17 protein-coding genes are annotated in these 17,826 nt (G+C 49.8%); 9 read left to right on the top strand and 8 right to left on the bottom strand.

The window, feature by feature from the left end:
* Window positions 1–34 precede the first annotated feature (34 nt).
* The 5 genes from JM656_RS10265 to JM656_RS10245 all read right to left on the bottom strand — a co-directional run bounded on the left by JM656_RS10265 (window position 35) and on the right by JM656_RS10245 (window position 5,091).
* On the bottom strand, window positions 35–1,036 hold the full coding sequence (locus JM656_RS10265) for a fimbrial protein (RefSeq protein ID WP_203361047.1): 1,002 nt from the start codon (window positions 1,034–1,036) through the stop codon (window positions 35–37).
* A 128-nt stretch (window positions 1,037–1,164) separates the two neighbouring features.
* The gene (locus JM656_RS10260) at window positions 1,165–3,210 is read right to left on the bottom strand and encodes a fimbria/pilus outer membrane usher protein (protein WP_203361046.1); all 2,046 of its coding nucleotides are present in this window, start codon (window positions 3,208–3,210) and stop codon (window positions 1,165–1,167) included.
* 16 nt (window positions 3,211–3,226) lie between these two features.
* On the bottom strand, window positions 3,227–3,703 hold the full coding sequence (locus JM656_RS10255; protein WP_203361045.1) for a FimD/PapC N-terminal domain-containing protein: 477 nt from the start codon (window positions 3,701–3,703) through the stop codon (window positions 3,227–3,229).
* A 29-nt stretch (window positions 3,704–3,732) separates the two neighbouring features.
* Complete coding sequence (locus tag JM656_RS10250; protein WP_203361044.1) at window positions 3,733–4,479, bottom strand: molecular chaperone; 747 nt, start codon at window positions 4,477–4,479, stop codon at window positions 3,733–3,735.
* A gap of 24 nt (window positions 4,480–4,503) precedes the next feature.
* Window positions 4,504–5,091 (bottom strand): fimbrial protein, encoded by a 588-nt coding sequence (locus JM656_RS10245; RefSeq protein ID WP_203361043.1) that lies wholly within the window; start codon window positions 5,089–5,091, stop codon window positions 4,504–4,506.
* 438 nt (window positions 5,092–5,529) lie between these two features.
* Between JM656_RS10245 and JM656_RS10240 the strand changes: the two genes are divergently transcribed.
* The 9 genes from JM656_RS10240 (at window position 5,530) to osmB (ending at window position 15,292) form a co-directional block, all read left to right on the top strand.
* Entirely contained in the window at window positions 5,530–6,177 is a 648-nt protein-coding gene (locus JM656_RS10240) for a helix-turn-helix domain-containing protein (protein ID WP_203361042.1), read from the top strand.
* Between the two features lie 92 nt (window positions 6,178–6,269).
* A complete protein-coding gene (locus tag JM656_RS10235; RefSeq protein ID WP_203361041.1) occupies window positions 6,270–6,896 on the top strand; it encodes a winged helix-turn-helix transcriptional regulator in 627 nt (208 codons plus the stop codon).
* 223 nt (window positions 6,897–7,119) lie between these two features.
* Window positions 7,120–7,908: an enoyl-ACP reductase FabI gene (gene fabI, locus JM656_RS10230; RefSeq protein WP_203361040.1), complete on the top strand. Its 789-nt coding sequence runs from the start codon at window positions 7,120–7,122 to the stop codon at window positions 7,906–7,908.
* A gap of 223 nt (window positions 7,909–8,131) precedes the next feature.
* Window positions 8,132–9,286 carry a CMD domain-containing protein gene (locus JM656_RS10225; RefSeq protein ID WP_203361039.1) on the top strand — a complete coding sequence of 385 codons (1,155 nt, stop codon included), beginning with the start codon at window positions 8,132–8,134 and terminating at the stop codon, window positions 9,284–9,286.
* 89 nt (window positions 9,287–9,375) lie between these two features.
* Complete coding sequence (locus JM656_RS10220; protein WP_203361038.1) at window positions 9,376–11,310, top strand: exoribonuclease II; 1,935 nt, start codon at window positions 9,376–9,378, stop codon at window positions 11,308–11,310.
* A 284-nt stretch (window positions 11,311–11,594) separates the two neighbouring features.
* The gene (pdeR, locus tag JM656_RS10215) at window positions 11,595–13,586 is read left to right on the top strand and encodes a cyclic di-GMP phosphodiesterase (RefSeq protein ID WP_370552332.1); all 1,992 of its coding nucleotides are present in this window, start codon (window positions 11,595–11,597) and stop codon (window positions 13,584–13,586) included.
* A gap of 177 nt (window positions 13,587–13,763) precedes the next feature.
* The gene (locus JM656_RS10210; protein ID WP_203361036.1) at window positions 13,764–13,955 is read left to right on the top strand and encodes a hypothetical protein; all 192 of its coding nucleotides are present in this window, start codon (window positions 13,764–13,766) and stop codon (window positions 13,953–13,955) included.
* Window positions 13,956–14,052: 97 nt separating this feature from the next.
* The gene (locus JM656_RS10205) at window positions 14,053–14,805 is read left to right on the top strand and encodes a DNA-binding transcriptional regulator YciT (RefSeq protein ID WP_203361035.1); all 753 of its coding nucleotides are present in this window, start codon (window positions 14,053–14,055) and stop codon (window positions 14,803–14,805) included.
* A gap of 268 nt (window positions 14,806–15,073) precedes the next feature.
* Window positions 15,074–15,292 carry an osmotically-inducible lipoprotein OsmB gene (gene osmB, locus JM656_RS10200; RefSeq protein ID WP_162383533.1) on the top strand — a complete coding sequence of 73 codons (219 nt, stop codon included), beginning with the start codon at window positions 15,074–15,076 and terminating at the stop codon, window positions 15,290–15,292.
* Between the two features lie 110 nt (window positions 15,293–15,402).
* Here the strand turns inward: osmB and yciH are convergent, their stop codons facing one another.
* The 3 genes from yciH to lapB form a co-directional block, all read right to left on the bottom strand.
* Window positions 15,403–15,729, bottom strand: coding sequence for a stress response translation initiation inhibitor YciH (yciH, locus tag JM656_RS10195; protein WP_203361034.1), 327 nt, complete (start codon window positions 15,727–15,729; stop codon window positions 15,403–15,405).
* The gene (gene pyrF / locus JM656_RS10190) at window positions 15,729–16,466 is read right to left on the bottom strand and encodes an orotidine-5'-phosphate decarboxylase (protein WP_203361033.1); all 738 of its coding nucleotides are present in this window, start codon (window positions 16,464–16,466) and stop codon (window positions 15,729–15,731) included. Before pyrF ends, yciH begins: the two co-directional genes overlap by 1 nt.
* A 187-nt stretch (window positions 16,467–16,653) precedes the next feature.
* The gene (gene lapB, locus JM656_RS10185; protein ID WP_203361032.1) at window positions 16,654–17,823 is read right to left on the bottom strand and encodes a lipopolysaccharide assembly protein LapB; all 1,170 of its coding nucleotides are present in this window, start codon (window positions 17,821–17,823) and stop codon (window positions 16,654–16,656) included.
* Window positions 17,824–17,826: the final 3 nt, after the last annotated feature.

Below are 17,826 nucleotides of genomic sequence, written 5' to 3'. Positions count from 1 at the left end.
AGTGCGCTTAATCAGGAGACGCAACCGAACAGCGTTATTTATAGGTCAGGCTATAAACCACCGTAGCGGAAACATCACCAGCCTTCACTGGTATTTCTGTGGTTCGGTAATACCTGGCAGTCAGAGGAATAGTGAAAGTACCTTCTGCAGACATGCCAGCAGAGAATTCTTTTTCCAACTCAACAGGCAGATCATTATACAGAAGCTGAAGACCAATCCCTTTTGCTGACTCTGCCGTTTTTTTAATTGCCAACACGCCCTGGCCGGTAACATCGGTATCTTCTTGTCCATCAAGCAATAAATTGACGTCTGTTTTACCTGTACATTTTAGCCGAATCTCAAACGGGGTATCCCCAGTCGTCGCCCCTTTGCGCGGTAAGGTGTTGGCATCAGCGGGTTCCAGGTCTACTCGTGTAGGTGATGTTGCGTCGACATTGCAGGTGTTGACGGTAATGGTGGCGTTTATTTTAAGGTCGGCTAAATCAAGTGCAGGACTCTCATCTCCCAAAAGATTATCTGCTACCATAAAATTGCTTGCAGTAAAGGTTAAGCTTCCCCCTGACACAGCAGAGACGGGGCCTGTTTTCACTAATTCAACTTTAATCGCGGCGTTTTTGTTCTGATACATCGTTGAGGTGTTGGGGAGGGTAAAATCCATAGTTAACGCGGTCTGCACAGGAGATGTTGGTTCTGATTTATAAGCAACACTGCTGTAATAATAAATCTTAACACCTATGCCGGGAATATTTGTGGCATACGTTATGCCTGGATTAAAACTATTGTCACCCGACACACCAATTTGACCACTCAAATATTTTGAGCCATTACCACAGTAAAACCCAGCTGGTGCCCCCCCGAAACTGGTCATCAACCCAGAGGCTGTAGCGAGAACGCCATTACCGGCTTCTGATTGGGTTGTAATATTTCCCATATTTATGGTGAGTTTTGTGGCCCCTCCCGCTGCGTACCAGCAGGCACACGCATGTTGGGCAAATGTGCATAGCATAAATAAAAAACAAAGTTTAATAACTCTCATCTATATTTTACCAAAAAAATTAATATTAAATGATCAATCAAAAACCTCATTAAACAAGCTAACATCAATAACATGAAGCATCGATGAACCAGTGAATAAATGAGACATTCTTAATTAATAACTTATGGCTAACGACACTCATTACTAAACCGCTGAATAGCCGTTTGCTTGGTGTCGTCTTCGATACCGGGCGCAAGCATATAGCTGACAGAACATTGTGATGTGCCATCCTCACCCCATTTCACCTTCAACGTTCCTTTCGGTTCCGCGACACGGGCATAGATCGTGCTCCCCTGCGCAACCGTGCCGACGCTATGGTCTTTTTCGTCATAGACCTCAGCGCCAAACGGCAGCGCGTTGCCTGAGTACGATGAGGTAATTAAAATCGGCGTGCCCTTCTCAGCATTGAATTTCACTTTCACGACTGCGCCAAAACGAGGGACTACTTTTTGCGACGTATTATCTAACTCAACATTCCGGGATGTGCCTTTCGGATCGATCGAGACATCGTTCAGCTGATACGGACTGGAAGCCGGCAACAACGCATAACCAAATCTATCGATCTTAATCCCCGGATATGACGGTACCGTCGCCCCTTCCGCGCCTTTCGCTTCCACCAGCGTGAAGGTATCGCTGTTATAAGGAGAGAGCGTCAGTCCACCAGAGTGGGCAACCATCGCCCCGGACATGCTCAGAGACGTGCTGTGATAGTCCGGCCCCTGGCTGTAACTGCCTGACATCTGCGCCACGCTGCCCCGATACGAGCCGCCAAAGCTCGCGGAAGTCCCTGCCTCACTGTCATGCATACCGCTGGCGTTCCAGGACAGTTGGTTGTCCTCTCCCGCACTCCCTGAAATCATCGCCTGTTCACCTGAACGACCATTGGTGTCCTGGTTGTAGCTCAGACTCATCTGTGGCGCATAGTTGCTGTCGTGGTTCTCCCACAGCGGGAATGACAGATTCAGATAATAGCTGGTCTGCGATTCGCCCCAGGCATCCTGGCTACGGGTTACGTTGATGCTGTAGCTCAGCTGTTTATAGTGATTCGAGTAACCAAACTGATACTGGCGTTCATAATTATCTTGTCCCCAGTAGTCCTGCAAAGAACCACTGAGATAGAGCTGTCCCCAGTCGTCAGCCAGTCCCTGGCTTATTGTGACCGTAAACCGGTTTTTTTCGCGCTGAATGGTGTTTCTGTCTTCACCGTCTTTAACCGCCTGAATACTTTCCATTGCGGTCATGTAATCCATATAACCGCTGCTCGAAAAACGGTATGCCGCCAGGGTAATGTTACTGTTGGTTTCATTAATCAGCTTGCTGTAGCTGACCTGATAGCTTTGTCCGGAGATATCCTGCGCATCTGGCGACGGTAAATGCGTCTTCGATTGGGTGACATCAAAAGCGATCGCGCCAATTTGCAACCCCAGTGCGGTCCCCACTTTTACCGCCTGGTAATCTTTATTCGCCTGCAAACCGGCATAGCCGGTAATCAGGTTAGAGAAACCGCGTTGAAATGTCGCTTCAAGCAATTTCGGGTCGCTGGAAACACTGTCACTACGCAGCTTACCTAAGCTCAGGCTGTAACGCTGACTGCCGGGGCGTAAGAGCTGGGTCACTGAAGCATAAGGAATCGAAAAATTCTGCTGCGAACCATCGGCCTCTTCAATGGTGACATCCAGGTTACCGCCGTAACCGGTGGGATAAAGATCGTTGATGACAAAAGCGCCAGGAGAAACAGTGGTTTCGTAAATGGTCTGCCCGCTTTGTTTCACCGTAACTTTCGCGTTAGTTTTCGCTATACCGCGAATTTCTGGCGCATAACCTCGCTGTGATTCCGGCAGCATACGCTCGTCGCTGGCGACCTGAACGCCGGTTAACGGTACAGTATCGAACAGCTGACCGCTGGTGTTGGTCTGCCCCATCACCAGACGGCCGGAAATGCGCGGTAAATCATGCTGAACGTAAGTATTCAGGACGCTGTAACGCCCACCAGTCGTATCAGCCCAGTTATACGAACCATTATGGCGTAAATACCAGGAGCCAATATTCAATCCGCCGTTAATCGCGGTATAAAACGACTTTGAATCATAGCCATTACTTTTAGATTGATACGCGTTCATGTTGTAGCTCAACATCATCGCTGGAATACCGCTGTCCCACATAGAGGCAGGCACTGATCCTCGTGGCTGTTTATTGATAAAATATTTGCGGTATAGAAATGTTTAACTGCTGATTCTGGTTGTCAAAATCCAGCTCCGCTTCAGGAATGATCGTCTTAAGGTTGATACATTGCGTATTTTCAGTGAGGGAATCCCACTGAGTGAAATTAATTTGATCTTTTTTGAAATTAATCAAATTGAGTACACTCAGCGGAATGCAAGGGATGACATTTTTGTTATCTGCCGCCTTAAACTCAACTTCTGTCACTGTCAGCGTTTGTTGATTCAACGCTACAGCGATTTTATAAACACCCGGCAGCACGTTAGCCCCGTTGGAGAAACGGGCTAAATCTACGGACTGTCCCGCTGGCTGTTTCACAAAATCAGAATCAAACTCCACTTGATCCTCTGCCGGTGGAGTCGGCATATCCCCTGTGGCAGCCACCGAACATTGCACAATAAGAATGTTTAACGCCAAAAATAAAATAATGGGGAACAAGATAATCATAATATTTCCACCAGAGGCAGAGCTTAAGACTATTTGCCCTGGTTATGTTTGACCGCAGCGCCATAGTCATTAATTGACGTAAAAGTAATTGCGTGAATATCACTAATCGCACTTATATTTTTAAAATGAAAGTCAGTGCTGCTTCCAGGTGCGATCATTTTTCCATCTTCAACATGTTTACTTCCACCCTGGGTATAGGTCACTGTCCCGAGAGTAATATAATAAGGTGTAGGATTGGTGGCTTTTACACCGCCATTACTGATTGACCACTGCAATGCGTCTGGTGCTTCACCCGCACTTCCGCTTAAACCTTCCGGACGATAAAATAACTTTATCCGGGTTCTGAACGCGATACTAAGATGGTTATTCCCAGCGGCATTTTTTGACTTTGCAGGGATTTCCAGTACGTTCAGATAAAAAACGGATTCTTTATTTGTCGGAATCCCCTTGCCATCTACCAGACTGATCCTTAATGTCTGCCCCTTTCCGGCATCTACCCGATTAATGGGCGGCGTTAAAACAAACGGAGATGTGATTTTATCCGGCGTTGCGGATTGATTACCATCATCAATCCAGCTTTGTGCCAGCACGGGGGCTTTACCGGAATTTTTCATATTCACAGTAACTTCATTTTGTTCCGCGGGATAAATAACGCGGGTTCCGCTTAATACAATGCCAGCACAAGAAAGAGTGCTATAACATGATGCCGTCATCCCTGATAGCGCTACTAATAAAAACTTTACGTTACGTCTGGACAGAATCATAGGAATAAACATTTGGTCATAACACTCTTAAGTAGGTTATTTGTAAATAAGGTCGTAGACAACTTTGCCTTGTACCGCACCGGCAGTAGGGGCAGTGGCTGGGTTTATTTTGTAGTACTCTACAAAATAAGAAAGGGTTCCCTTCTTGCTCGTAGTGTCAGGCACCACATATTGCGTAGAATCAGCACCTGCCTGCCCTGCATCGCCGACATTAATCGGTGAATCGTCAGTGCCATTTAACAATTGCAGACTGACGCCGGTCGCCGCACCTGCTGCTGCGGTGTTATTCAGATGCCCGGTTGCGGAATCCACCTGAACACCATCGGGTTCAAAAAACGCTCCGACCTTGGTATCAGGCGTGGTTAACTCACAATTTGCCAGTTCAATGGTAAACGGTGTGCGCCCGGCGGTATCAGCATGAAATGCAGAGACGGCGACCGGTGGCAATGTTACGTTACCGTCGGCAGCAACACCATTGACTGTCGCCTCACAGGTAGAGGCGGTAATTCTCCCATCAAAGGTAATTGTGCCGCTTGATGCTCCAGCGGCAGCATAAGAGGCATTCACCATGCCCACAGACGCGGATGCAATAAGCCCCACTTTACAAAATACAGATAGTTTCATTTTCGTTCCTAAAAATAGAATGATGCCCTGACTGTAAGTCCATAGTTGTTTCTGAGATAACTTTATTTAATTATAAAAAGAAGGGGGTATACAATGGCGTTACATTCGCCGCTGCAAACCATTCCTTCCATAAATAATTAATAATTATCTCATTCAACCTCTATATCGCCTATACGGTTTGAATAGAAAACATGAGTGAAAATGTCTATCACAAAAACCTGGCTATTCAATGACAAGGAAGATTGTATTTATAGGAACAATTAAACGCAATATAGCCGCAATCCAAAATTACACACCCCCTCACGCCATTTAATTACAAATTGCAATAATTCCGCGGTGTAATTTTAGACACTTATTCTGGCTCCGGTTACAGGCTCGAATACGTCATAATTCAAACGTTATTCTATTTCATTTTCATTACCAGGATTCAGCCTCACCATGTCAGATTCACCGACCATTGGCATTTTCTTGCATGAAAATAAGCCGGAACGTTCCTTGCAGCAATTGTTCACAGCTTTAGAACCGCAGGCCACTCCCCTACTGACTCGCAAGGGAACATTGTTGCAGTATGCAACCGATGAGATAAATTACTGTTATTTGCTGCATAGAGGGCATGTGGTGATCAACCGCACAAAAGATGGGTTATCGTTAAACACAGAAACCGCGCCTTTTATCTTTGGTTTTTGCATGTTGAGTGATAACCCCTGTCGATTAACACTATGCGCGTCAGCAGATGCGGTCCTGAGCCGACTCCCGCTTGACCTGGCGATGGATATTATCAAACAGCACGCGCTATGGGAGCCGCTTTCCCATGTGATGGCGCATATCTCATCCCGCATATTTACCCACTGTACGCGGATGTCTCAGCCGGGCGCGTATGGCACCGTACGCTATTTGCTGTTTGAACTTTCGCTGGAGTCAGAGGAGTTCAGAAAATCAGAATCGGTGGTCAATTACATCCAAAGCCGCAGTTTTCTGTCTCGCAGCGGGATTATGGCGGTCCTTTCAACCTTACGCCGGGGAAATTACATTGAAATAAACAATGGAAAGTTAAATTCAATCAATTACTTACCGACAAAGTTTTGAACTTAAGCATGATCTGGTGAGCTTTGCTGTAATGTTTTGCAACTCTTTGTATATACTTATCAAAGAAACATGTCATTCGGTATAACTGTTTTATGGATGAAAAAGCGATAACCCAACCTGCATTAAATACGCCCTACCCATGGTCAAAAACTCTCGTTGAGGCGTTACTGCCCTTCGCGACGCCTCAATCATATCGAAAAGGGATTCGGCTTGATTTGCGTCAGGACGATAAACCTGTTTGCCGGTTAATTATCAGTGGCTCAGCAGATGTGCACCGTTCATCAGACAATCTTCTGATTGTTAGAGCCCCTTCTTTTACTATCCTCGGTCTGGGTCTCAACGACGTCTATATTGTTACCGCTGAGCCGTGCAAAATAGCGACCCTCTCTTTAGACGAGGTACATCAGCACATTCAGGAACTGGGTTTATGGGAAGTGCTGGCCAAACATATGGTCGTGGTGAGCAGCAAACTGTTTTCTTACAGTAAACAATTGAGTGCACCGACCGCTTATGAAGTGATTTGCAGCCAGCTCGTACAATTGATGCATGAACCTGAACCTTTGCGCAGTAAAATCTCCGTTGAACGCTTCATTCGTGACAGAACCCATCTGTCCCGCAGCAGCATCATGAAAATCCTCGCCGATCTCAAAACGGGCGGTTATATCAGCATCGAAAATGGACGGCTTGTTGCTATCCATCATTTGCCGCAAAAGTATTGAATGAGGTTGGATCAGTACAGACCGCGGCTGCTGGTATAATAGAAAAGTGTTGGTTTTCTACTCATTGGCGCTCTCCACTTTCAGCGCTATGTAAAAATCACGTGACAATTCATGCGTATAGTGGGCTATAATTTCGGCCTGCTATCTCTATTATTCTGGCTCCGTTCGTTGTAACTAAATGAATATAAAGCCAAAAATAAGCAATGACATAAGGATTAAAGCTATGGGTTTTCTTTCCGGTAAGCGCATTCTGGTGACTGGCGTTGCCAGCAAACTGTCCATCGCCTACGGTATCGCGCAAGCTATGCGCCGCGAAGGTGCTGAACTGGCGTTCACCTACCAGAACGACAAACTGAAAGGCCGTGTGGAAGAATTTGCCGCTCAACTGGATTCCAGCATCGTATTGCCGTGCGATGTGGCTGAAGATGCCAGCATCGACGCAATGTTCGCTGAACTGGGTAACGTCTGGCCGAAATTCGATGGTTTCGTACACTCCATCGGTTTCGCACCTGGCGACCAGCTGGACGGCGACTACGTGAATGCAGTCACCCGCGAAGGCTTTAAAATCGCTCACGACATCAGCTCCTACAGCTTCGTTGCGATGGCGAAAGCATGCCGTTCCATGCTGAACCCAGGTTCTGCGCTGCTGACGCTCTCCTACCTGGGCGCAGAGCGCGCAATTCCGAACTACAACGTCATGGGTCTGGCGAAAGCGTCTCTGGAAGCCAACGTGCGTTATATGGCGAATGCGATGGGTCCGGAAGGCGTGCGCGTCAACGGTATCTCCGCTGGCCCAATCCGTACGCTGGCTGCATCTGGCATCAAAGATTTCCGTAAGATGCTGGCGCACTGCGAAGCAGTTACTCCGATTCGTCGTACCGTTACCATTGAAGATGTCGGCAACTCTGCAGCCTTCCTGTGCTCCGATCTGTCTGCCGGTATTTCTGGTGAAGTGGTTCACGTTGACGGCGGTTTTAGCATCGCTGCAATGAACGAGCTGGAACTGAAATAATCGTTTCAGGATCCTGGTATGGGCGGCGTTCGTCGCCCATCGATCTCGGCCTGCTTTCCCCTCTCCTTACGCATTTCCCGCGCAGCATATAGCTTTCCGATATTTATTATCACGTAACAATCTTTCATCCCACCTCTTGCTTACGTCAGGATAATGCAGCGAAAACGACCCGCTGTGTTTCGACGACGTGTCCGGGTCGCCACATTTAGATCAAGGAACGCCCATGGAACAACGCCGAATTGCAGGCAAAAGCCACTGGTATCATGAAACACAGTCCAACGCCTGGACGCAGGATGTCCTGCCGCTGGTGCCCGAGGCGGCGCATGTAGAGGACCGTTTTCTACTCGATCTGCCGATTCCTGAAGACGCGCTTTTCCCCTTTCAATCCTGGTTACACCCTGCCCGTCAACTTGCTCACCTTCTGTTTCCCGCTCATGTTCAACAAAATCAGATGAATACGTTCAGCGCCTATGAACGAATGAGCACCGCATTGACTGTCGCGCAGGTCTGTGGCGTTCAGCGGTTGTGTAACCACTATGCGGCTCGTCTGGCGCCGCTCCCTGGCCCGGACTCCTCCCGAGAAAGTAACCATCGGCTTGCACAAATAACCCAGTATGCCCGTCAACTGGCCAGTTCGCCTGCGGTGATTGATGCCCGCGCCCGGCAACATCTGGATGATGTTGGACTGACGGTATGGGACAGTGTTCTGATAAGCCAGATCGTGGGCTTTGTCGGTTTTCAGGCGCGGGTGGTCGCCGTCTTCCAGGCTTTTCTCGGCCAGCCGGTGCGTTGGGTGCCCGGACTCGACATGCAGCCGTTCGCGCCACCTCTCCCTTTTGCGGTCGTCGAGGCGACATGGTCTCCGGCGCATGTCACCGTTGCGTTTCCCCTGGCCTGCGCCGAACAACAGGCGTGTTTGTCCCACCCGCCAGTCGCAGAGTTACAGCGGCTGGCGCCCATACTGGCGCACGAACCCGCGCTGCTCTCACGCCTTTCCGCACTGATAACAAGCGCATTGCGCACTGAGGTGCCGCAAAACTCCTTTGGGCTTGCCACCTTGCTCACTGCCCGTATTAATGGCAGCGTCGCTTGCTTTAATGAGCAGGCGCAACGTTCCCCGGAATATGCCGCGCTCATTACCGCACTGCGTCAGGACGAACGCGAAATACAGCAGTGGGAACGACGACATCCGGTTGAGCGCATTACATTGCAAGCGATACAATGGCTCACGAGGGCGCCCGATCGTTTTAGCGACGTCCAGTTCAGCGCGTTATCCGGGCTCGATTTTTCCTCTGAACAGGCGATCAACTTGCTCAGTTGGAGCGGATTGTGCGGATGGTTAAACCACCTAAAAATCGCGCTGGGTGAGACCCACTAACCCATCCATTTGCTTAAAGAGCGCTTGAAGCGTCAGGCAGAATCGCGTAAAACTGTCAGCCGCTCTTTTGGCCACGAAAATAGACAATTATGCTTCAGGACAACCCGCTGCTAGCGCAGCTTAAACAGCAACTGCATTCCCAGACGCCACGCGCTGAAGGGGTGGTAAAAGCCACGGAAAAAGGCTTTGGCTTCCTGGAAGTCGACGCGCAAAAAAGTTATTTCATCCCGCCACCGCAGATGAAAAAAGTGATGCACGGTGACCGCATTGTCGCGGTAATCCACACGGAAAAAGAACGCGAATCTGCTGAACCAGAAGAACTGATTGAACCCTTCCTGACCCGTTTCGTGGGCAAAGTTCAGGGCAAGAACGATCGTCTGTCCATCGTGCCGGATCATCCGTTGCTGAAAGACGCCATCCCGTGCCGCGCGGCGCGTGGTGTGGAACATGAATTTAAAGAGGGTGACTGGGCAGTCGCTGAGATGCGCCGTCATCCCCTGAAAGGCGATCGTACGTTTTACGCCGAATTAACCCAGTTCATCACCTTTGGCGACGATCACTTCGTGCCATGGTGGGTCACACTGGCGCGTCATAACCTCGAAAAAGAAGCCCCTAACGGCGTCGCTACTGAAATGCTGGATGAAGGCCTTGAACGTCAGGATCTGACGGCGCTGGATTTTGTCACGATCGACAGTGCCAGCACCGAAGATATGGACGATGCGTTATACGCACAAGAATTGGCAGACGGTAAACTGCAACTCACCGTCGCCATTGCCGATCCTACCGCCTGGATTGCCGAAGGTAGCAAGCTGGATAACTCGGCGAAAGTCCGTGCGTTTACCAACTATCTGCCGGGTTTCAATATTCCCATGTTGCCGCGTGAACTCTCTGACGATCTGTGCTCCTTGCGCGCGCAGGAAGTTCGCCCTGTTCTCGCCTGCCGGATGACCATTGCTGCTGATGGAACCCTTGAAGACGACATCACGTTCTTCGCCGCGACCATCATTTCAAAAGCAAAACTGGCCTATGACAATGTCTCCGATTGGCTGGAAAACACCGGAACCTGGCAGCCAGAGAGCGAAGCCATTGCCCAGCAAATCCGACTGCTGCAACGCATTTGCCTGAGCCGTGGCGAATGGCGTCACAACCACGCGCTGGTGTTCAAAGACCGTCCGGATTACCGTTTTGTCCTGGGTGAGAAAGGCGAAGTCCTCGATATCGTTGCGGAACCTCGTCGCATTGCCAACCGTATTGTGGAAGAGTCGATGATCGCCGCCAATATCTGCGCCGCTCGCGTACTCCGCGACAAATTAGGTTTTGGTATTTATAACGTCCATATGGGATTTGACCCGGCTAACGTCGACGCCCTGGCGGCGCTGCTGTCATCGCACGGTATGCACGTTAATGCCGAAGAAGTCCTGACGCTGGAGGGTTTCTGCAAACTCCGTCGTGAGCTGGATGCGCAGCCTTCCGGTTTTCTGGACAGCCGAATTCGTCGCTTCCAGTCGTTCGCCGAAATCAGCACCGAACCAGGCCCGCACTTTGGTCTTGGTCTGGAGGCCTACGCCACCTGGACGTCGCCTATCCGTAAATATGGCGACATGATCAACCATCGCCTGTTGAAAGCTATCATCAAGGGTGAGTCCGTTGCGCGTCCGCAGGATGAAACGACCCTGCAAATGGCAGAACGTCGTCGCCTGAACCGTATGGCGGAACGTGATGTCGGCGACTGGCTGTACGCACGTTTCCTGAGTGACAAAGCCGGTACAGATACGCGTTTCGCGGCAGAAATCATTGATATCAGCCGTGGTGGAATGCGTGTTCGTCTGGTCGATAACGGCGCCGTTGCTTTTATCCCTGCGCCATTCCTGCATGCAGTTCGTGACGAAATGGTCTGTAGCCAGGAAAACGGAACCGTACAGATTAAAGGCGAAGTGGTTTACAAAGTGACTGACGTTATCGACGTAACGATTGCCGAAGTGCGCATGGAAACCCGTAGCGTCATTGCTCGCCCGGTCGCATAACGTACCACCGTACCTGCAACGTGAAGTATGACGAATACAACGGCCTTTCCCGATAAGGAAAGGCCGTTTTCTTTTTCCCGCCTGAACCGCCCACGCACACTACACTTAAATTATTCGTTACGTTTTTTTTGGCTATTTCTCTGTGATGAGTATGCATTTTTCTAAATCTGGATTACAAATTAAAATATAAATAAAACAAGATGTTCAGCCATAGTTACCGAACAGTATCCATGGCTAACCTTTATCCTGGTGGCTACAGCGCTTTAAACGGAACGGTATGCATGATGAAAAACATTCAGGGACAGGTCACTTTGTTTAGCTACCTGGGGACGCACAGCCCTTACTGGCACTTGTCGGAAGATTGCAACATCCTGCACTTATCGGTCACCGAGACGGCACAGTCGGATCAGGCCGTCGAACTCACGCCCGAACAAGCCAACCGCATTCGGGAAATGACCGTGATTACCTCCAGCCTGATGATGACGCTGCCCATCGACGATTACGATCTGTCAGTGCATTTGGTGGGTCGAAAAATCAATAAACGTGAATGGGCAGGCAGCGCATCCGCCTGGCACGATACCCCTTCCGTCGCCCGCGATCTGGTGCAAGGATTATCCTTTGCCGAACAGGTCGTCTCCGAAGCCAATTCCGCCATTGTGATCCTCGATAGCCGGGGCAATATTCAGCGCTTTAACCGTCTGTGCGAAGAGTATACCGGCCTGAAAGAGCACGAAGTCATCGGGCAAAGCATTTTTAAGTTATTTATGAGTCGCCGCGAAGCCGCCGCCTCACGGCGTAACATTGACGGTTTTTTCCGTAACGGTAATTCTTACGAAATCGAGCGCTGGGTTAAGACCCGGAAAGGCCAACGCCTGTTTCTGTTTCGCAATAAATTTGTCCATAGCGGTAGCGGAAAAAATGAAATCTATCTGATCTGCTCGGGGACCGACATCACCGAAGAGCGCCGCGCACAGGAACGCCTGCGGGTGTTAGCCAATACCGACACGATTACCGGACTCCCCAATCGTAATGCCATTCATGAGCTGATCGATGACGCCATTGATAGCGCCGGGGAAAGTCAGGTTGGTATTGTTTATCTCGATCTGGATAATTTCAAAAAAGTGAACGACGCCTACGGACATATGTTTGGCGATCAGTTATTGCAGGCCGTGTCACTGGCGATCCTCAGTTGTCTGGAGGAGAATCAGCTACTGGCCCGTCTGGGCGGTGATGAATTTATCATTCTTGCCACCCACACTTCTCAGGGTTCACTTGAGGCCGTTGCTTCCCGCATTTTAACGCGTTTACGCCAGCCCTTCCGTATCGGCCTGATTGAAGTGCATACCGGATGCTCTATTGGCATTGCGATGGCCCCTCAGCACGGCCACGACAGCGAAAGCGTTATTCGCAACGCTGACACGGCAATGTACACCGCCAAAGAAGGCGGACGCGGCCAGTTCTGCGTTTTCTCCCCCGAAATGAACCAACGGGTTTTCGAATATCTGTGGCTGGATACCCATCTGCGTAAAGCCCTCGAAAGTGATCAACTGCTGATTCACTACCAGCCCAAACTGACCTGGCGAGGCGAAGTTCGCAGCCTGGAAGCGCTGGTGCGCTGGCAATCCCCCGAGCGCGGGCTGATCCCTCCCAGTGAATTTATCTCGTATGCGGAAGAGTCTGGCTTAATTGTTCCGCTGGGGCGCTGGGTGATCCTCGAGGTCGTCCGACAGGTTGCCGAATGGCGCGATAAAGGGATTCATCTGCGTGTCGCGGTTAACATTTCTGCCCGACAGCTCGCCGATCAGACGATTTTTACTGACCTGAAGCAGGTTCTTAATAAGCTTAACTTTGAGTATTGCCCCATTGATGTCGAATTGACGGAAAGCTGTTTGATTGAAAATGAAGATCTTGCGTTATCCGTTATCCAACAATTTAGCCAACTGGGCGCGCAAATACATCTGGATGATTTTGGCACCGGGTACTCCTCCCTGTCGCAGCTTGCCCGATTCCCGATTGACGCCATCAAACTTGATCACACCTTCGTCAAAGACATACACAAGCAGTCCATCTCGCAATCGCTGGTCCGCGCCATCGTTGCAGTGGCGCAGGCGCTGAATCTGCAGGTGATTGCTGAAGGGGTTGAAAGCACGAAGGAAGATGCGTTCTTAACCAAGAATGGCATCAACGAACGGCAAGGTTTTCTGTTTGCCAAACCGATGCCCGCCGCCGCATTTGAACGCTGGTATAAACGGTATCTGAACAAAAAAAGACGCTAGCGTTGGCGCTCAAGGAGACGTTGACCGTACAGAATAAAGGTCATTTCACCGCAAACCTATCTGTCTGTTATGACAGAAGATATGATATCTCTCACGGGTTGCGAGTAATCCTATTTTTCCCTTCTCTTTTGCGATGATTTTCTGCATCATTAAAATCAAACACATTCTGACGTAAGGATGATAACCATGTCTGATATCGACGCACAACGTGTCGCTGAGCGAATTGATACCGTGCTGGATATCCTTGTCGCTGGCGATTACCACTCTGCCATTCATAACCTTGAAATACTGAAGGCAGAGTTGTTAAGCCAGGTGAAAGACGATGTGGAATCGTCGTCAAAACACCCCAGATCTCCTTGGGAGATCTAACAATACAGGGCTCCATCTGACGTCGGGCATAACCTGACTCAGACTACGTAGCATTCTTTTACTCCACGGTATGGATACCATTATAAAAATTAAAGCTATGAATTCCCGACAACAATCTATTTTACAAATGGTGATTGATAAAGGCCGCATGAGTGTGGCCGAGCTGGCAAAAATCACCGGTGTTTCTGAAGTGACGATTCGACAGGATCTCAACACGCTCGAGAAACAGAGCTACCTGCGCCGCGCACATGGTTTTGCCGTTTCACTGGACAGTGAAGATGTTGAAACGCGCATGATGACTAACTATACCCTCAAACATCAGCTCGCCGAGTTTGCGGCTTCTCTGGTCAACCCGGGGGAGTCAGTCTTTATTGAAAACGGCAGCAGTAACGCGTTGCTGGCCAGAACGCTGGCTGAACAAAAAGACGTGACGATTATTACCGTCAGCAGCTACATTGCGCATTTGCTGAAGGAAACGGCTTGCGAGGTGATCCTGCTGGGTGGGATCTATCAGAAAAAAAGTGAAAGTATGGTCGGTCCCTTAACCCGACAGTTCATCCAACAGGTTCACTTCAGTAAGGCTTTCATCGGGATTGATGGCTGGCAGCCTGAAACCGGATTTACGGGACGGGATATGATGCGTTCTGATGTGGTCAATGCAGTTCTTGAAAAAGGAGCGGAGGCCATTGTGCTGACCGACAGCTCTAAATTTGGCACCGTACACCCGTATACGCTCGGCCCATTATCCAGGTTCAACCGTGTGATTACTGATTCAAAAATCAGCGCTAACGACCAACAGGAACTGGAGCTCGCCGGGTTGACGGTGAACATCATTGAATCCCAGCCCTGACCGCTTTTCAGATGATTTGCCGCCCGGCAAATCATCGCCTCTCTCTGAGATTTTTCCGATCAGCCAATTAAGACTATTTACCTTTAGTAAATGAATCAAAGTCGTAAAATTAATGTTAGCGATATAACAGGAAGTGACTATCACCTGCGTGATAATAGACTACACACCTGCGCAACACGGTTTTACGGAATGCTTCTTTGATGGCCTCTATTTTAGCTATAGTTAAAGAGACTTGCTTCCGTGAATCATTAATTCAGGAGAAAGTATTATGTTTGCAACGAGCAAAAAAATGACCGCCGCAGTTCTGGCAATTACCCTTGCGATGTCTCTGAGCGCATGTTCTAACTGGTCAAAACAAGACCGCAGCACGGCAATTGGTGCAGGCGCTGGTGCAGTCGGCGGCGCGGTCTTAACTGACGGCAGCGCGCTGGGTACGCTGGGTGGTGCTGCTGTGGGTGGTATTATCGGCCACCAGGTGGGTAAATAATTTACGGTTGACCGGCTCGATACAAAAATACACTATTTCTGACCTGGTCTGACTTAAAATAATATTTACAGCTGTATTTGAAGCCACGGAAAATACCGTGGCTTTTTTCGTTAGCCGCCAGCCAATTTGACTTTCATTCCTTTGGCTTCCAGCAACGATTTAATCAGGTCGCGCTTATCCCCCTGAATTTCAATGACACCCTCTTTGACCGCACCGCCGCAACCACATTTTTTCTTCAGTTCAGCGGCCAGTTTTGTCAGCTCAGCATCATCCATATCAATGCCGGTAATCAGGCAAACGCCTTTACCTTTACGACCACTGGTCTGTCGCTGAATGCGGACAATGCCGTCACCTTTAGGGCGCTCAGGCGCAACTTCTGGCTCATTAATACGGCCAGTGTCTGTTGAATACACCAGACGACTGTTGGAATCGTTCATTATGCTCCTCGTTTCAGAGACGCGTTGATGGCTTTCAGGGTTTGTGCAGGATCTTCTGACTGCGTCACCGGACGGCCAATCACCATATAATCCACGCCCGCAGACATCGCCTGTTCCGGGGTCATAATACGGCGCTGATCGCCAGCGTCACTCCCCTGAGGACGGATACCCGGCGTCACCAGTTTAAACGCTTCACCAAACGCCTGTTTGAAACGTACGGCTTCCTGCGCTGAACAGACCACACCGTCCAGACCACAGTTTTGCGTTAAACGCGCCAGCCGCTCTGCATGTTCCGCAGGTGACAACGTCACGCCAAGATCAAGCAAGTCGCTCGCTTCCATACTGGTCAGTACCGTTACCGCAATCAGCAATGGCGCGTCTTTACCAAAAGGTGTTAATGCCTCACGTGCGGCGGTCATCATCCGCGCCCCACCCGAAGCGTGCACATTGACCATCCAGACGCCAAGTTCTGCTGCGGCGGCAACCGCATGGGCGGTGGTATTGGGAATATCGTGAAATTTCAGGTCGAGAAAGATATCAAACCCACGCTGTTGCAAATCACGAACGAGTTGCGGCCCGAAGAGCGTGAACATCTCCTTGCCCACTTTCAGGCGGCAATCACAAGGATCGATTTTGTCGACGAAAGCCAGCGCTTTATCACGATTATTATAATCCAGGGCAACAACGACAGGAGAATCAGTAGCAGCGCGAGAAGAAGATGAAGCAGTAAACGTCATGACCAGACCTTCTTATGATGGGCGCCGGGTGTGGCGCGAAATAGGTAAACGGCGTGCATTCTACCCGCGAGAGGCTCAAATTAACAGGCGCGTTTGCGTTCCTGCCAGACCCCGTTGCACGATTGCCGGAGGTTGCGGGATGAAAAACAATAAGGATGTTGTAACTAAATTACGATTTTTTTTAAAACTACTGGCCGTCAAGACCGCGAATAGGCTTGATGGTCGACCACGCACGGCAGGAAGGACAGTGCCAGTACAGCGTATACGCCGTGAAGCCGCACTTCTGGCAGCGATAACGGGGTTTACTGCGCACCTGTTCGCCGACCATATCGCGCAACACCATCAGACTCTCTTTGGCGCGCCCTTCTTCTGCTTCATTTAGGTGGTAATCCATCAGTTTGTGGAATACGCGCATCGTAGGATGACGCTGCAGCTGACGGGTGATATAGACCTGAGCGACATCATTGCCTTCGCGCCCTTCCAGAATATCAGCCAGCATTAATTCTGCAGCGGCGCCGGTGTTCTCTTCTACTGCCCGACGTAAAAACTCAGCCCATTCATCATTCTTCCCGAGCTGTTGGTAGCAGGTTTGCAGCATTTCCAGCGTTTCGCTTACCAACTCTTTATCCTGAGAGATGACGCGCTGCAGGCACTCAACTGCTTTGGCATAGTCGCCATTTGCCATGTAGACCCGCCCCATCATAATCGAGACTCTGGCGCTATTTTTGTCTGCCGCGGCACCTTTCTTTAACAGCGCCATAGCACGATCCATATCGTCACTGCCCATCTGTTGCAGTGCTAACTCGCAGTAGAAATGGGCAATCTCAATACGCTGTTTATCCTTGCCGAGTTTCACCAACCGTTCCGCGACATCGATCGCTTTTTGCCAGTCGCTGGTCGCCTGATAGATTTGCAGCAGCTGCTGTAGCGCGCTGATACGAAAGTCGGTCTCATCAATCAGTTGGGTGAACATGTCTTCTGCGCGATCGTACAGCCCCGCAGCCATGTAATCACGGCCAAGCTGTTGAATCGCCAGCAGACGCTGTTCATAGCTTAGCGATGCGCTTTCCATCAAGGTTTGGTGAATACGAATAGCCCTGTCGACTTCGCCACGTGAGCGAAACAGGTTTCCGAGGGTGAGATGAGCCTCAACGGTGCCGGTATCCTCTTTTAGCATATCGAGGAACAGGTCCACCGCTTTGTCCTGTTGGTTACTCAGGAGGAAGTTAACCCCAGCGACATAATCGCGAGACAAGCGGTTAGCTTCATCCTGCTTTGTTTGTTGCGCACTTCTGCGACCCATATACCAGCCATACGCTGCCGCTACAGGTAAAAGCAGAAACAACAACTCCAACATAAA

It is taken from the genome of Citrobacter sp. R56, assembly GCF_016811995.1.
Taxonomy (GTDB): Bacteria; Pseudomonadota; Gammaproteobacteria; order Enterobacterales; family Enterobacteriaceae; genus Citrobacter_D; species Citrobacter_D enshiensis.
The sequence above is the reverse complement of the archived record's forward strand: the minus strand, read 5'-3'. Positions and strand labels throughout refer to the sequence as shown.

Excerpts from the sequence above, each read along its gene's own strand:
- JM656_RS10225 (WP_203361039.1), top strand. The coding sequence starts at position 8,132 with ATGGAACAACGCCGAATTGCAGGCAAAAGCCACTGGTATCATGAAACA.
- osmB (WP_162383533.1), top strand. The coding sequence starts at position 15,074 with ATGTTTGCAACGAGCAAAAAAATGACCGCCGCAGTTCTGGCAATTACC.
- lapB (WP_203361032.1), bottom strand. The coding sequence starts at position 17,823 with ATGTTGGAGTTGTTGTTTCTGCTTTTACCTGTAGCGGCAGCGTATGGC.
- JM656_RS10240 (WP_203361042.1), top strand. The coding sequence starts at position 5,530 with ATGTCAGATTCACCGACCATTGGCATTTTCTTGCATGAAAATAAGCCG.
- fabI (WP_203361040.1), top strand. The coding sequence starts at position 7,120 with ATGGGTTTTCTTTCCGGTAAGCGCATTCTGGTGACTGGCGTTGCCAGC.
- JM656_RS10250 (WP_203361044.1), bottom strand. The coding sequence starts at position 4,479 with ATGTTTATTCCTATGATTCTGTCCAGACGTAACGTAAAGTTTTTATTA.
- JM656_RS10205 (WP_203361035.1), top strand. The coding sequence starts at position 14,053 with ATGAATTCCCGACAACAATCTATTTTACAAATGGTGATTGATAAAGGC.
- JM656_RS10220 (WP_203361038.1), top strand. The coding sequence starts at position 9,376 with ATGCTTCAGGACAACCCGCTGCTAGCGCAGCTTAAACAGCAACTGCAT.
- pdeR (WP_370552332.1), top strand. The coding sequence starts at position 11,595 with ATGAAAAACATTCAGGGACAGGTCACTTTGTTTAGCTACCTGGGGACG.
- yciH (WP_203361034.1), bottom strand. The coding sequence starts at position 15,729 with ATGAACGATTCCAACAGTCGTCTGGTGTATTCAACAGACACTGGCCGT.
- JM656_RS10255 (WP_203361045.1), bottom strand. The coding sequence starts at position 3,703 with ATGATTATCTTGTTCCCCATTATTTTATTTTTGGCGTTAAACATTCTT.
- JM656_RS10265 (WP_203361047.1), bottom strand. The coding sequence starts at position 1,036 with ATGAGAGTTATTAAACTTTGTTTTTTATTTATGCTATGCACATTTGCC.
- pyrF (WP_203361033.1), bottom strand. The coding sequence starts at position 16,466 with ATGACGTTTACTGCTTCATCTTCTTCTCGCGCTGCTACTGATTCTCCT.
- JM656_RS10235 (WP_203361041.1), top strand. The coding sequence starts at position 6,270 with ATGGATGAAAAAGCGATAACCCAACCTGCATTAAATACGCCCTACCCA.
- JM656_RS10210 (WP_203361036.1), top strand. The coding sequence starts at position 13,764 with ATGATAACCATGTCTGATATCGACGCACAACGTGTCGCTGAGCGAATT.
- JM656_RS10245 (WP_203361043.1), bottom strand. The coding sequence starts at position 5,091 with ATGAAACTATCTGTATTTTGTAAAGTGGGGCTTATTGCATCCGCGTCT.